Origin of the sequence: Burkholderia sp. LS-044, from assembly GCF_004803625.1 — a bacterium.
Lineage (GTDB): Bacteria > Pseudomonadota > Gammaproteobacteria > Burkholderiales > Burkholderiaceae > Burkholderia > Burkholderia cepacia.
Window position 1 is genome coordinate 83,927 of sequence record NZ_SSWO01000012.1, and the last position, 14,272, is coordinate 98,198.

Sequence of the window (14,272 nt, forward strand, 5' to 3'; positions counted from 1 at the left end):
CCCCTGCCAGATTCTGTCAGCAGACTTTACCTGTCCGGCTTGCGCCGATGCGCGTACAGCCGGCACGGGCGGATCGCGAATCGCGAGCGAGAGCACGGTATTCATTCATGCGTCGGTTCTCGCCGCGGCTCAGCGGATGGATCGTCGCCGAAAAGCCGGTTTCGCAACTGACCGCTGGCCGCGCCCGCCATCTGGCAAGGCAACTCGACGCTGCAGACCGCCGCGCGCCTGTTGCAGATCGGCCGCCGCCAGCTGCTCGGCGTGATCGTCAGGATGTTCGGGCTGCTGCTGCTCGTCGGCGTCCTGTCCGCGGTCGTACTCGGCATTCTCGGCACGGGCGCCGCGATCGCATCGTCGATCTCGGCGGCAACCGGCACCAGCCCGCTGGGCGGCCTGATGAGCACGCTCGGCGGCCTGGGCGGCTTCGGCCGTCATGCCGGCGCGTACGGCCTCGGCGCGGACGCGGCGGAAGGCGGATTCGACTACCGCAGCATGGCCTATCTGGGCGCGTACGGCTTCGGCAACGGCCTGCTGGTCGCGATCGGCCTCGTGATCCCGTTCCTGACGTTCGTCAACGGCACGTGCCTCATCTATCTGCAGACGATCAGCGGCGTCGATTTCTCCGCGACCGAAGAGAAACTGAGCCAGCACGTCGCGGACGCGAAACGCCACGCCGAACAGGCACGCGAGCGCGCCGCCGATCACCTCGCGAAAGCACGCGCGTCACACGCCGCCGGTGCGGCCGGCACGGCTTCGCTGCCGGCGTCGGATACGGCACCGCCCGCCACGGACGAAGCCACGGCGTGTGCGCAATGTCACAAGCCGATGGCCGCCGACGACCTGTTCTGCGGCGAATGCGGCGCACGCCGTCACGCGTGACGGCTGCATGATCGCGCCGGTGCCTGCTGTCGATCGGCAGGCGCCGGCCGGTTCAGCCGCGCGAGCCTCCCCGGCTCGTCCACGCCGTCACCACGCGGCAAACACGTCCTGCGCGATCCCGAAGCCCGTGCTCATCCCGGCGCCGCTCGTCACGACGACGACACGCGTGCCGTCGTCCGGCGCTTCGATCACGCAATCGGCATCGGGCGCCGACGGATAGCTGCCGGTCCAGCGTTCGACCACATCCAGCTCCGGCACATCGAGCGTCTCGTGCAGCAGGCGCAGGATCTGCGCATCGATCTCCTGCGTTGCGAACGGCAGCGGTGCGGCGCCGTATTCATGCGAATCGCCCACCACGAGACTGCCGTCAGCGCTCTGCACCACGATCAGGTGGATGCCGTACCCGACGCATACGGGCTCCTCCGCGTTCAGGCGCGCACGCAACGCGCCGGCGGCGGGCAGCGCCGCAAAACCCGCGTAACGCAGCAGGCTCAGGTCGCTCATCACCGCGGCGCGCAGCGCCAGCGGGCGGCGCGGCCGCACGCGCAGCATCTGCAACTGGCACAGGCGGACCTCGTGCCGCGCGAACCAGTCGCCGTACAGGTGACGGCTGTCCGCATTGCCGCAGACGATCACGCGCTCCGCGTGCAGCACGCCGCGCGACGTCCGTACCGTCGGCGTGCGCACCTCGTGCACCAGCTCGCCGTAGCGGAACCGCACGCCGAAGCGTTCGGCCAGCCATGACGCCAGCAACCCGATCGCGGTACGCGGCTCGATGCGCAGTTCATGCGGGCTGTGCAGGACGCCCTGCGCGCCGTCCAGCCGCAGCTCGGGCGCCACGGCCGCCGCTTCGCCGGGCGTCATGATCCGGCAGCCGTCGGCCATGCCGGTCTGCATGAACGCATCGATCAGGTACATCGCCTCGGGGCGACGCGCAATCAGGTGCAGGCCCTTGTGAAGCACGTCGATGCCGGCTTGCGGCGCCACGTCCGCCCAGACCTCGCGGCTCGCCCGCGCACGCCGCCAGCTGTGCCCGGCGTGCTGCCCGGTAACCGTGACGAAACCGAAATTGCGGATCGACGCGCCCACGCATGCGGCGTCGCGTTCGATCACGCAGACGCGCAGCCCCTCGAGCGCCGCCGTATAGGCATGGGCGAGGCCGACGATGCCCGCGCCGACGACGATCACGTCGTAAGCATCCGCCGCTGCGATGGCGTTCACGATGGCACGCTCCTTCTGTCGAGATGTGATACACCGCCCGTTCGGAGCGTGCGTATCGGTTGCAGTGCGCCGCGTTCCTCGGGTAGATCCCCGGGACTGGCGCGCGATCCCGCACTATCGCGACGCGAGATGACATCCGCGTGAAAAAGCCACAAAACGGCATGTTTTGGCAAATTTTGCCATTGCACGACGCCGTGGAGAATCGCATCGATCCGTTGGTGCGCGGCATTCGCACATGCCGTAGCCGGCGCGTGGCGCAACGTGACCGGCGCGGCAGGACAGCGCGATGCCGAGGTCAGTACAGCAGAAATGCCGCACGTTCGCGCGCGAACGCAACGCTCCGCGTCTCGACCACCCGTTCGATATCGCCGAGCGGCCGCCCCGCATCCAGCATGTCTGCCACTTCGCGCGAGCCGATCGACGCGCGGATTGCATCGATCCGGAATTGCACCGGATATCGCCGACGCAACGCCAGCGCGAGCGCCAGCCCGATTTCACCCGGCCACGTCGCGCCGGGCCGCCGCTGGATGTGCACGCCTTCGCACAACCTGCCGCGATACGGCCCCTCCGTCGGTACGAACCGGACCGGCGTGAACGTCGCACCCAGCCCCGTCGCGCGAAGATCGCCGGCGAGCACGCGCCCGTCGATCCACGGCGCGCCGACCATGCCGAACGGCGTCGCGGTTCCGCGCCCCACGCTGAGTGCCGCCCCCTCGATGAGCCCCGTCTCCGGATAGAGCGACACGGCGGCGCCATCCCGCAAATTCGGCGACGGCGGCACCCAGCCGAGCCCGGTGTCGTCGAAACGCATCGCGCGTGCGTAGTTCGCCATCGGCACCACGGTGAGCGCCGCGCCGATATGCAGGCGCGCATTGAAGAGCCGCGCGAGCTCGCCGAGCGTCATGCCGGGCTGCAGCGGCAACGGGTAATAACCGGTGAACGTCGCCGGCTCGGCATCGGCCACGGGGCCGCCGACCACGTCGGCGCCCAGCGGGTCGGGGCGGTCGAGCACGAGCACCGGGCGGTGCGCGGCGGCCGCTGCCTCCAGCGCGTAGCCGAGCGTGGCCAGATACGTGAAGAAGCGCACGCCTGCATCCTGCAGGTCGATCACCAGCACGTCGACGTCGGCGAGCCACTCGGGCGCGATCCTGCGCCGGTCCCCGTAGAGGCTGTGAACGGTCACGCCGGTCGCGGCGTCGGTCGTGTCGCCGAACGTTTCGTCGACATCCGTGCCGAGCCCGTGCTCGGGCGCGAACAGCGCGACGAGCCGCGCGCCCGGCACCCGTGCGAGCAGGTCGGCCGAACGCCGGCCGAACCGGTCGAATCCGCTCCTGTTGGTCAGGAATGCGATTCGCTTGCCGGCCACGGCGGCGAAGCCGCTTGCCGCGAGCACGTCGATGCCGGCCAGCACCGGCCCGCGCGAAACCGGCAACCGGCCGGCCTGCGCGATGGCCGCAGCCATCGTCGGCACGCGTGTCGCGATCTGCAATGACGTCACCGGCGCGGCCGCGCTCGATACGAGGCCGACCACGAGCGCGCGCAGCGGCATCGCGGTGCCGGTTTCGTCGGGATACAGCCGGCTCGTCAGCACGATCGCGAAACGGCGCGTCACGGGATCGATCCACAGCGCCGTGCCCGTATAGCCGAGATGCTCCAGCGCACCGGCCGGCGGCAGCCGGTAGCGGTTCGCCACGAGCGGCGGCCCGACCCGCCAGCCGGGCGTATGCCAGTCGCCTTCGGCGTCGAGCGTGGCCGGCGTCTCGAGCGCGGCGACACTGCCGTCGCCGAGCACGCGTGTCTCGCCGAGCGTGCCGCCGTTCAGGAGCATGCGCGCGAAGCGCGCCAGATCGCCGGCACTCGAGAACAACCCCGCATTGCCCGCGACACCGCCCATCGCCGCCGCGACGGGATCGTGCACGCGCCCCCTGAGCAACCGCCCGTCGCGAACGAGCGTCGGCGCGACGCGCGCCCGTATCGCCGTGCCCGGCCTGAAGGTGGTATCGGCCATGCCGAGCGGCGCGAACACGTGACCCGCACACCATGTGTCGAGCGGCTGCCCCGACACGCGCGCGACGATCTCGCCGAGCGCCACGTAGTTGACGTCGCTGTAGCGCACACGGGTGCCGGGAGGCTCCGCGGGCGTCATCGCGACGATGTCGGCCAGCACGGCCGCACGGCTGCGCAATGCGCGCGACGACGACACGCCGGCCGGCAGGCCCGACACGTGCGCGAGCAGCTGGCGGATCGTGATCGTGTCCTTGCCGTGCGCCGCGAATGCGGGCCAGTAGCGCGCGGCCGGTGCGTCGAGGCCCAGCAGGCCGCGCTCCGCGAGCTGGAAGATCGCGACTGCCGTCGCCACGGGCTTGGTCAGCGACGCGAGATCGAAGACGGTATCGGCCGTCATCGCCTCCGCGTGCTCACCCGTCACCCGCAAGCCGCGCGCCACGCGCACCTGCACGCCGTCCGCGTCGCCGGTCACGACGACCGCGCCGGCAAGATGGCCGTCGGCGATTTCAGCCGCGATCGCCGCATCGATCGCGGCCGCCTGGCGTTGCGCCGCCGTCGCCGTCGCCGGTGCCGCGTCGCGCACCGCGCGAGCGCCGGCCGGCGCCAGCGCGAACAGCAGCGCACCGGTCAGCGCGGCAGCGCAGCGGGATCGTAACGATTGCGCGGATTCCACAGCATCCATCCGTCCGTGCCGGCCGCGTCCGCGGCGTCGACCTGCGCGCGGATGTCCGCCGCGTCGAACGCGCGCCGGTCGAACGCATAGTCGCGAAATGCCTGCAGCCACGGCCGGAACCGCACGCCGTCGAGCCCCGTGCGGCGCATCGCTTCCGCGAGCGACCGCCCGACGATCTCGCCGGGGTGATCGGTCGGCTTGCGGCAGCCCGGCAGCCCCCACGTGAAGCCCGACGGATACAGCATCGGCGAAATGTAATCGACCAGCCCGCCCAGTGAGCCGAGCCGCTGCCCGATCTGCGTGTCGTCGGCATTCCAGCACACGTAGCCGAAGATATCGGCCGACAGGTAGCGGTTGTAAGGCCGCAACCGTGCGCGCGCGCCCTCCAGGAATCCGGTGATCGCGGCCACGCGGTTCGCCTCGGTGTTGGGTTCGTGGAACCGCAGGCCGCTCGCATCCGGAAAGCGCAGATAGTCGAACTGGATCTCGTCGAAACCCATCCGCGCGGCCTCCTCGGCCACATCGAAGTTGTGTTCCCACGCGGCGCGCACGGTCGGATCGATCCAGCGCAGATGCTCGCGATCACGCCAGATTCCGCCGGCCGCGTCGTGCACCGCCCAGTCGGGATGGGCGGCCGCGAGCGGATCGTCCTTGAATACGACGATGCGCGCGATCAGGTAGAGCCCGCGCAGGTGGAATGCGCGGATCAGCGCCGGCAGGTCCGCGACGCGCGGGCCCGGCTCGCCGCTGGCCGCGCCGATCGCTTCGCGTGCGTCGCTGCGATACGGCGTCATCCCGCGATCGCCCTTCACGTCGATCACGAACGCGTTGACGGCCGTGCGGCCCGGGAGCGCGAGCGCCGCGTCGCGCAGCGTGCGATCCGCGACACCGTAGACCGACAGGTAGACGGCCTTCGGACGGAACGGGACGAGCCGCACCGTGCGTGCCGTCTCGCCGGCGGCGAGCACGACCTCCGCGCGTGCATAGCCGGGCGCGGTCACGCTGAGCGTCACGTCGCCCGCCGGCGCGGCAAACATGCCGGCGGCCGATGCGACCAGGCTGCTGCCCGACGCATAACCGAGCGCACCCGACACCGGCCGGCCGCTGCCGGCATCGACGACCGTCACCGGGACGGTTCCCGCCCGGGCGGCGACACACGCGAGCGCCAGCAGCATGCCCGCCAGCACGCGGCCGAGCGTCGCTGCGCCCTGCCATCCGCCTCGAAACGGCTCATGCCGGTGCCGCCCGGCACGCGGCCAATGGACGATTGCCCGATTCTTCAAAGCACACCTCGCGACGCGAATTCCTGCGGATATTGTTGCGAATCCGCCGCCACGCCGCGTGAGGCAGATCAACGGCACGCGCTGCGCCGCTGCCCGAAACGCGTCGATCGCAATGCGCGTCTAGGGCGTGCCTGCGCCCGGACAACCGCTGCAAAGCCGCATCACATCGCGCCGGTCCGGGTTCCGCCAGTAGAACCGCATATCGACGGCGCCGTGCGCCGGCACGACGACGTGACGGACTTCCTGAACGGCCCGATCGCGCGCCGATACCGTATATCGCCCCGGCGGCACGCGCGCGAACAGGAACGGGCCGGCCGTGTGCGCGTCGAGGATCGTCGACTTGCCGGACGCCAACGTGACGTCGATGTCGGACAGGTAATGACCGGCCTTCGTCGCGAACGTGATCCGCAGGTTGTAACGCGGCGCAGCGGCGCGAAACGCCGCGACTTCCTCCTCGCCGACGCCGCCCGTGATGTATACGGCACCGTTCCGCACGATCGGCTCGGGCAGCGCTTGAGCCGGCACGCTCGCGGCGGCGGCCATCAAACAGGTCGACAGCAGTAGCGACCCGACGATTCCAGTCCGCATTTCGTTCTCCCGATTCAGGCACGCGGGTGGCGATGCGGCTCGTTCGTCCGGGCGCGTCACGGCCGGCGTGCCGCGACGTGACGCATTCGCATCGATGACGAAGCCAGCGTCGCGCGGAACGTCGATTTCCGGTTGACGCAGGTCAAGTGCTCCCGACCGGCCAGCGGCGCGGCGAGCCGGCCCGCGGCTCACGATCGGGCGGCGCGGCGGGCCCGCACGACGCGCCACGCGCGGCGGCGCGGCGCCATTGTCCGTTCCGGCTGTCAGCCGATATTGCGCGGCGCGTCGGAAATTTCCGACACGGCGACCCGACGTCGGACAGCAAGCTCAGACCGCGCTGATTGTCCGGCCATGTTCCGCCGCCAATACTGGAGACGTGACAGGATGCAACGCGTACCGCGGCTCGCGAGCAAGTGTTCCGCACGGCCGCCACCAGTTCCAGGAGCTGGCCATGACTCACCCGAACACAGCCCATGCCGACGATGCCGCGCCGCACCACGACCTTCCGGTCGGCGCCCACCTCGTGACCCGGCGCCCCGGTTACGTTCACCACGGGATCTACATCGGCAACGGCAACGTGATCCACTACGCGGGCCTGGCACGCAGTCCGGGCGGCGGCCCGGTCGAAGTCGTCTCCCTCGACGACTTCTGCGCCGGTTTCGGTCTCGCGATGGTCCGGCACGCGCGGGCTCCGTACGACGGCACGGAGGCGGCGCGGCGCGCAACCTCGCGCCTCGGCGAATGCCGCTACCGGCTGCTCACCAACAACTGCGAACACTTCTGCCTGTGGTGCCTGTTCGGCGTCGGCAGGAGCGAGCAGGTCGCGTCGTGCCTGCGCAACCCGCTTCACGGCATCGCGGTCGTCGCCATGCTGCTTGCGTGCGTGCTGGCCGGGCGGCTGCATGCGGCATCCGTCGAACGCACGCCGGCGCCGCGTGCCTGCCCGGCTCGATGCGGGGCCTAGCGCGACCTGAATCGACCTGACGCCCCCGCCCCTCACCCGCGTGGGCGAAAGGCAGCATGCGCCCGCCCCCAACGTTTCGCCTGCGCGATCGCGATACGGATCGCGCTGCCCTCGGCGCGCCCTTGCCGCAGCAGCGCGTTGGCGATCTCGATCGCCTTGCCGCGAACCGGCGGCGGCAGGTTCCGCATCGACGGCGGATAGCGTTCGTCATTCCACGGCATGGTCGGTCCGGCTCGTACAGGCTGGCCGATCCCGCAGTGCCGGCCGGCGGTAATCGCGGCAGGAACGAAGCGATGGTGCAGCGGGCTCCACGGGATCCGGCCCGGCGTGAACCCCGACGGAGACGACATCGGCGAACGATGGCGGTAACCCCGCGATCCGGTGACCGGTCACGGCTGGTCCCCGGCGGTTTGCAGCAATCCGTTCATGCATCGCGTGCCGCACGCATCCGTCATCAGATAGCGCGGCAACGCCATCGGGAGATCCGTCAGCCGAACGGGGCGGGCATCGATCGTGAACGCCGCGACATAGCCTTCGCGAGCGGCCAGCCGGTCGGTCTGCGCATCATGGACGCCGAACGGCCAGGCCAGCAGCCGGATCGGCCGACCGGTTTCGGACTCGAGCCGCTCGCGCGACCGGTCCAACTGGAACGAGACGAATCGTTGGTAATCCGCTTCAGTGCGCCGCGCGCGCTCGGTGGCGAAATTCGGATGCCAGTAGGTATGCGACTCGATATCGTATCCGCCGGATCGGCCGAGCGCGCGCAACTGATCCCACGTCATCGCGTAGCGGGCGTTGGAAATCGCCGACGGATAGATGAACAGCGTGACCGGCACCGGATGCGCCGCCAGCAGCGGGCGCAGCACGTCGTAGACGGAACGGTGACCGTCGTCCACCGTGATCGCTACCGCGCGCGCCGGTAGCACATCCGTCCGGCCATCGTGCCAGCGCACGACGTCGGCGAGCGGCACGATACGGTAGCCGCTCGCCTCGATCGCGTGCAGTTGCTCGATGAATGTCCCGGTGCGCACCGTCATCGAATCCACGCGTTGCGTCGCAAACCGGTGATAGACGAGTATCAGCACGCGTTGCGACACGGGCGCGACCGTGCCGGCGCCGGCGGACGACATCCGCGGCAGGCACGACAGCAGCAGCAGGCAGACGATCGCGCGCAAGCTCATGCCGCGCCTCGCGCCATGGCCGTGCCGCGTGCCTGCGCAACCAGTTCCGCATGAATCCGCTCGACGTCCTCGCGTGTACACAGTGCCGTACCGGGATGCTCGACCGACGCGGCCGATGCCGCCAGCGCATACCGGCACGCGTCGTCGAACGGCACGCCACGCGCCAGCGCCCAGATCATCCCGCCGACGAAACTGTCGCCGGCACCCACCGTGCTGCACACGGCCGCGGGCCTGCCCGGCAGGCGCAGCGCGCGCTCGCGCGTGACGACCCATGCGCCGCGCGCGCCGAGTGTCAGCGCAACGATGTCGGCGCGCCCCTGCGCGACGAGCTCGCCCGCCTTCCGGCATGCCGACGCTTCGTCGAGCGGTTCACCGGCCAGCGCGCTCAGTTCGTCGAGGCTGGGCTTCACGAGATGGACACCGGCGTCGAGGGCGGCGCGCAGCGCCGGGCCCGCCGCGTCGACGACCACCCGGCTGCCGTTCGCCGCGGCCGTCCGCGCGAGCGTCGCATACAGGTCGTCCGGCGCGCCGGGCGGCAGGCTGCCGCTCAGCACGAGATAGCGCGGCGCGGGTTGCAAGGCCGCGATGCGGGCCGCGCAGTCGCGCCACTCGGCGGCCGTGACCAACGGCCCCGGCATCAGGAAACGGTATTCACGCCCCGTCGCGGTCTCGGTCACGCACACGTTCTCGCGCGTCTCGCCGGCAATCCGCAGGCGGACGGACGGCACGTGTTCGGCTTCGAGCAGCAGCGTCAGCACGTCGCCCGTCGGCCCGCCCGCCAGGTACAGCGCAACGCAGTCGCCGCCGAGCCGGTGAACGGTCCGGGCGACGTTGATCCCGCCGCCGCCCGGGTCCCGCCTGGGTCGCGCGCAGCGCAGCTTGTGCGTATCGACGATATGTTCGACCGACGTCGAGACATCGACGGCCGGATTCAACGTGACGGTAACGATCTCGGTCATGGCGCGTGGTCGGTGGAAGACACGATTCGCGGGCTTGCGCGGCGCCCGCCCGCGGCCGTGCCGCGTTCCGGCCATCGACGCAGGCCGGCCCTGCCACCACCTTACGCATGCCCCTTCGCACCGCGTTGACGACCGTCAAACGATGCCGCAACCGTGCCGGATTGCGCTCGATCAACGACGCGGGCGGGCAGGCCCTTACAGTGAATCATCCGTCGTCGCCGAGCCCCGCCATGGACGAGCAGCCGCTTTGCACCACCGTGCTCGCCGAGCGCTATGCGCAGCCCGGCGAAACGTCGCGCGCGGCCGTCTTCCAGCGTGTCGCCCGTGCACTGTCACTCGCCGAGCCGCCCGCGCTGCGCGCCCGGGCCGAGCGCACGTTCTTCCTGAACCTGCAGCGCGGCGCGATCGGCGCCGGCCGCATCATGGCGAATGCCGGCTCGACGGCAGGCGGAACGATGATCAACTGCTTCGTCCACCCGCTCGCGGTTCCCGTGGAGACGCCGCTGCAAGGCACCGACGCGGCGCTCGCGCAGGCGCTCGACGACGCCCGGCTCACGCTGCTGATGGGCGGCGGGATCGGCTACGACTTCTCGCCGGTGCCGCCCGCCGGCGCGTACGAACGCCGCCTGTCGTCCGAACGTGGCGCCTGCGCGGCGATCGACCGCTTCGATGCGATGTGCCGCACGCTGCCGTTCACCGGCCCGCGCCGCGGCGCGCAGATGGGCGTCCTGCGCTGCGATCATCCGGATCTGGCCGCGTTCGTCACGGCCAAGCGCGGGCGATCGCGCTGGCCGACCTTCAACCTGTCGGTCGGCATCACGGACGCGTTCATGGAAGCGGTCGCGCACGATCTGCCATGGGCGCTCGTCCATCACGCGCCGCGCCACGCAGCCGACGTTGCGTCGCCGCGGCGGCAGGACGGGCGCTACCTTCATGCGACGGTTCCTGCTCGCAAGCTGTGGCAAACGATCGTCAACGCCGCACGCGACAGCGCCGAACCCGGGCTGCTGTTCCTCGACACGATCCGCGACGCAAACCCGTTGCGCGAGCACGAGCGGATCGACGCGACGAATCCGTGCGGCGAACAGCCGCTGCCGCCCTACGGCAGCTGCGTGCTCGGGCCGATCGACCTGTCGCGGTTCGTGCTTCATCCGTTCGGCATCGGCGGCGAGCCGCACTTCGATTTCGCGGCGCTTGTCGACGCGGTGCACGTCCAGGTGCGCCTGCTCGACGATGTGCTCGACCTCACCGCATGGCCGCTCGCCGCTCATGCACGTGAAGCGCATCGGACACGGCGCATCGGTGTCGGCGTGACGGGCCTGGGCGACGCGCTGACGATGCTGCGGCTACGCTACGACAGCGTCGAGGCGCGCGCATGTGCGCGCAGCATCGCGCTGACGATGCGCGAGCACGCGTATGCCGCATCGGCCGCGCTGGCCGCCGAGCGCGGCGCGTTTCCCGCCTACGATCCGGCCGCTTACCTGACCGGCCCCGCCTACCGCATGCGGCTGCCGCTGAAGGTGCATCACGCGATCGACCGGCACGGGCTGCGCAACAGCCATCTGCTGTCGTTCGCGCCGGCCGGCAGCGTCAGTCTCGCGTTCTGCGACAACTGCTCGAACGGCATCGAGCCGGCCGTCGGCTGGACGCAGCGCCGGATGGTCCGCACGGCAGACGGGCAGGTGCACGCGTTCCGGGTGCAGAACCATGCTTACCGGCTGTTTCGCGCGCTGCATGGCGACCGCGTCGAGCTGCCGGACTATTTCGCTACCGCGGCCGAGATCGCACCGCTCGATCACGTCGCGATGCTCGCGGCGCTCCAGCCCTGCGTCGACGCCGGCATCTCGAAGACCGTGACGCTGGACAGCCAATGTTCGCTGGCGCAGGTCGACGCGCTGTTCTTCGCGGCGTGGCGCGACCGGCTCAAGGGCATCACGGTGTTCCGCCCCGACCCGCGGCTCGCGTCGGTCGTTACCGACGACACCGCGCAACTGCGCGACGGCGCGGTCTGCATCGGCTGTTGAGCAGCCCGATCGCCGGTCGCGGGTCAGGCCGACGTGTCCGTGGCCGCTACCGGCTCCGCATCGGCTCGCGCCGGCTCGGGCGCCGCACCGCGATCGTCCGGCGGCGTAATGAGCGCCACCAGCGTGTCGTGATCGATCGACTCGTGCTGCAGCAGGCACCGCGCGATCCGTTCCAGCGCGTCGCGATGCTCGCCGAGCGTCGCCGCGACGCGGACGTGCGCGTCTTCGAGCAGCGCGCGCACCTCCTCGTCGATCAACTGCGCGGTGTGTTCGCTGCACCGGCCGTCGCCCGGCGTCCATACGCCGGGTGAACCGCCTTGCGGCGTCGCGTCGTCCAGCGTCGCCAGGCCGAGCTTCGCGCTCATCCCGTATTGCATGACCATGTGCCGCGCCAGCGCGGTCGCTCGCTCGAGGTCGTTCTGCGCGCCCGTCGACACGTCGCCGAACACGAGTTCCTCGGCGACGCGGCCGCCGAGCAGGACGTCGAGCCGCTCGAGCAGCTCGCTCTTGCGCAGCACGTAGCGATCCTCGGTCGGCACCTGCTGCGTGTAGCCGAGCGCCGCGATGCCGCGCGGGATGATCGACACCTTCTTCACCGGATCGCAATGCACGCGGCTTTGCGCGATGAGCGCGTGCCCCGCCTCGTGGTACGCGATGGTCCGCTTTTCCTCGTCGTTCATCACGCGGCTCCTGCGCTCCATGCCCGTCATCGCGCGATCGATCGCCTCGTCGAAGTCGGCCATGCCGATCGCCGGCTTGCCGAGTTCGGCCGCATGCAGCGCGGCCTCGTTGACGACGTTCGCGAGATCGGCGCCGACGAAGCCCGGCGTGCGCTGCGCCAGCTCGGCAAGGTCGACCTCGGGGGCCAGCTTCACGCGCTTCGTGTGCACGGCAAGGATCTGCTTGCGGCCGGTCAGGTCGGGCCGGTCGATCGCGATGTGGCGGTCGAAGCGCCCGGGCCGCAGCAACGCCGGATCCAGGATCTCCGGCCGGTTGGTCGCGGCCATGATGATCACGCCCGAATTGGCCTGGAAGCCGTCCATCTCGACGAGCAGCTGGTTGAGCGTCTGCTCGCGCTCGTCGTTGCCGGACATCAGGCCGACGCCGCGCGCCTTGCCGAGCGCATCGAGCTCGTCGATGAACACGATGCACGGCGCCTTCTGCTGGGCCTGCTCGAACAGGTCGCGCACGCGTGCCGCGCCGACCCCGACGAACATCTCGACGAACGCCGAGCCGCTGATCGTGAAGAACGGCACGGCCGCCTCGCCGGCCACCGCGCGCGCGAGCAGCGTCTTGCCGGTGCCGGGCGCGCCGACGATCAGCACGCCCTTCGGGATCTTGCCGCCGAGCCGCTGGTAGCGTTCGGGGTTGCGCAGGAACGCGACGATCTGCTGCAGCTCGGCCTTCGCCTCGTCGATGCCGGCGATGTCGTCGAACGTGATGCCGGTTTCCTGCTGCACGTACACGCGTGCCTGGCTTTTTCCCATGCCGCTGAAGTCCCGGACCCCGCCCGGCCTGCGCATCATGAAGCTCCAGAACGTCATGAGGACGATCACCGGCAATATCCACCCGGCAAGCGTTTCCAGCCAGCCCGAATCCGACACGCCGCGATAGCGGATGCCGGCGGCCGTGAGTTCGGTGACGAGGCGATCGTCAGCGACCCGGTTGGTCGTGAAGCGCCACGGCGGCCCGGCCTTCTTCACGGCGGCCGCGTCGGAGGCCGGCAGGTTCGCAGCGGCCTCGGGCATGCGCAGCACGCCCGAGATCGACGACTGGCCGATGTCCAGATCGTCGACGAGCCGCGCGTCGACCAGGCGGTGAAAGTCGCTATACGGGATCGACGTTGTTGCCGGCCGGGTCATCAGCAGCTGATACGCCACCAGCGCGGCAAACACGAACGGGATCAGCAGTCCGGAGTAATCGAATGATTTTTTCATCGCATCAGGCCCGCTCGCCGGACACCCCTCCGTTCATGCGTCGTTGCGCGTCCATTGCGCGCGCAGGATGTCCTCGCCGTCGCGATAGTGGATCGCGAGATCGCCGTGATGCGCATGCAGCAACGCTTCCCCCAGCCGTCGCACCATGTGCACGCCCGTCGTGCGGACGACGAGCGTATCGGCGGATTTCTCGATTTCCATGATGCGTTCGAGCGCGTGCTCGCTCGTCTCCAGAATGGCCTGGCGCTCGAGCAGGTCGAGAATCGTCGCCCGGTGCGCGCACAGGTACGCGCCGTGCAGCACCAGTTCGCCCGCCGGCAGGTTTTCCCGCATGCGCTTGCAGGCCGGGCATTCGAGCTGGCGCCGGTCGAGCGGCGTCGCGTACCACGTCCAGCGGCCCGCGTCGCAGACGGCGCCGCAGCCTTCGCAGATCCTGTCGCCCTTCGGCCGCTTCGGATCGCGGTAACTGTCCTTCGTATGCGGCTGCATGCGCCTGTCGTGGCGCAGAGGGTGTCGGCCGGGGCCGGAATTCGAACGGTTCATGACTGCGTCTCCT

12 protein-coding genes are annotated in these 14,272 nt (G+C 70.3%); 3 read left to right on the top strand and 9 right to left on the bottom strand.

Annotated elements, in window-relative coordinates:
- The first annotated feature begins 231 nt into the window (after window positions 1-231).
- Window positions 232-879 (top strand): hypothetical protein, encoded by a 648-nt coding sequence (locus E9536_RS27480; protein WP_211097498.1) that lies wholly within the window; start codon window positions 232-234, stop codon window positions 877-879.
- A gap of 87 nt (window positions 880-966) precedes the next feature.
- Here the strand turns inward: E9536_RS27480 and E9536_RS27485 are convergent, their stop codons facing one another.
- The 4 genes from E9536_RS27485 to E9536_RS27500 form a co-directional block, all read right to left on the bottom strand.
- A complete protein-coding gene (locus tag E9536_RS27485) occupies window positions 967-2,100 on the bottom strand; it encodes a TIGR03364 family FAD-dependent oxidoreductase (RefSeq protein WP_247873515.1) in 1,134 nt (377 codons plus the stop codon).
- A 295-nt stretch (window positions 2,101-2,395) separates the two neighbouring features.
- Window positions 2,396-4,789, bottom strand: a complete 2,394-nt coding sequence (locus E9536_RS27490) for an exo-beta-N-acetylmuramidase NamZ domain-containing protein (RefSeq protein ID WP_211097499.1) — start codon at window positions 4,787-4,789, stop codon at window positions 2,396-2,398.
- A complete protein-coding gene (locus E9536_RS27495) occupies window positions 4,735-5,955 on the bottom strand; it encodes a putative glycoside hydrolase (RefSeq protein ID WP_060082729.1) in 1,221 nt (406 codons plus the stop codon). The genes E9536_RS27490 and E9536_RS27495 overlap by 55 nt, the downstream gene beginning before the upstream one ends.
- 228 nt (window positions 5,956-6,183) lie before the next feature.
- The gene (locus E9536_RS27500) at window positions 6,184-6,651 is read right to left on the bottom strand and encodes a hypothetical protein (RefSeq protein WP_060082641.1); all 468 of its coding nucleotides are present in this window, start codon (window positions 6,649-6,651) and stop codon (window positions 6,184-6,186) included.
- Window positions 6,652-7,102: 451 nt separating this feature from the next.
- On the opposite strand from E9536_RS27500, the gene E9536_RS27505 reads away from it, so the two are divergent.
- A complete protein-coding gene (locus tag E9536_RS27505) occupies window positions 7,103-7,615 on the top strand; it encodes a lecithin retinol acyltransferase family protein (RefSeq protein ID WP_059696761.1) in 513 nt (170 codons plus the stop codon).
- 32 nt (window positions 7,616-7,647) lie between these two features.
- Here the strand turns inward: E9536_RS27505 and E9536_RS27510 are convergent, their stop codons facing one another.
- From E9536_RS27510 to E9536_RS27520, 3 genes are all read right to left on the bottom strand, one after another.
- Entirely contained in the window at window positions 7,648-7,836 is a 189-nt protein-coding gene (locus tag E9536_RS27510) for a hypothetical protein (RefSeq protein WP_059696763.1), read from the bottom strand.
- A gap of 168 nt (window positions 7,837-8,004) precedes the next feature.
- On the bottom strand, window positions 8,005-8,796 hold the full coding sequence (locus E9536_RS27515) for a polysaccharide deacetylase family protein (RefSeq protein ID WP_136471335.1): 792 nt from the start codon (window positions 8,794-8,796) through the stop codon (window positions 8,005-8,007).
- A complete protein-coding gene (locus E9536_RS27520) occupies window positions 8,793-9,755 on the bottom strand; it encodes a 1-phosphofructokinase family hexose kinase (RefSeq protein ID WP_060082643.1) in 963 nt (320 codons plus the stop codon). Before E9536_RS27520 ends, E9536_RS27515 begins: the two co-directional genes overlap by 4 nt.
- Before the next feature lie 230 nt (window positions 9,756-9,985).
- On the opposite strand from E9536_RS27520, the gene E9536_RS27525 reads away from it, so the two are divergent.
- On the top strand, window positions 9,986-11,779 hold the full coding sequence (locus E9536_RS27525; protein ID WP_136471337.1) for an adenosylcobalamin-dependent ribonucleoside-diphosphate reductase: 1,794 nt from the start codon (window positions 9,986-9,988) through the stop codon (window positions 11,777-11,779).
- A gap of 23 nt (window positions 11,780-11,802) precedes the next feature.
- On the opposite strand, the gene ftsH is transcribed toward E9536_RS27525, so the two are convergent.
- On the bottom strand, window positions 11,803-13,716 hold the full coding sequence (gene ftsH / locus E9536_RS27530; RefSeq protein WP_059696770.1) for an ATP-dependent zinc metalloprotease FtsH: 1,914 nt from the start codon (window positions 13,714-13,716) through the stop codon (window positions 11,803-11,805).
- A 33-nt stretch (window positions 13,717-13,749) separates the two neighbouring features.
- Window positions 13,750-14,259 carry a BCAM0308 family protein gene (locus E9536_RS27535; RefSeq protein ID WP_060082646.1) on the bottom strand — a complete coding sequence of 170 codons (510 nt, stop codon included), beginning with the start codon at window positions 14,257-14,259 and terminating at the stop codon, window positions 13,750-13,752.
- Between the last annotated feature and the right edge of the window lie 13 nt (window positions 14,260-14,272).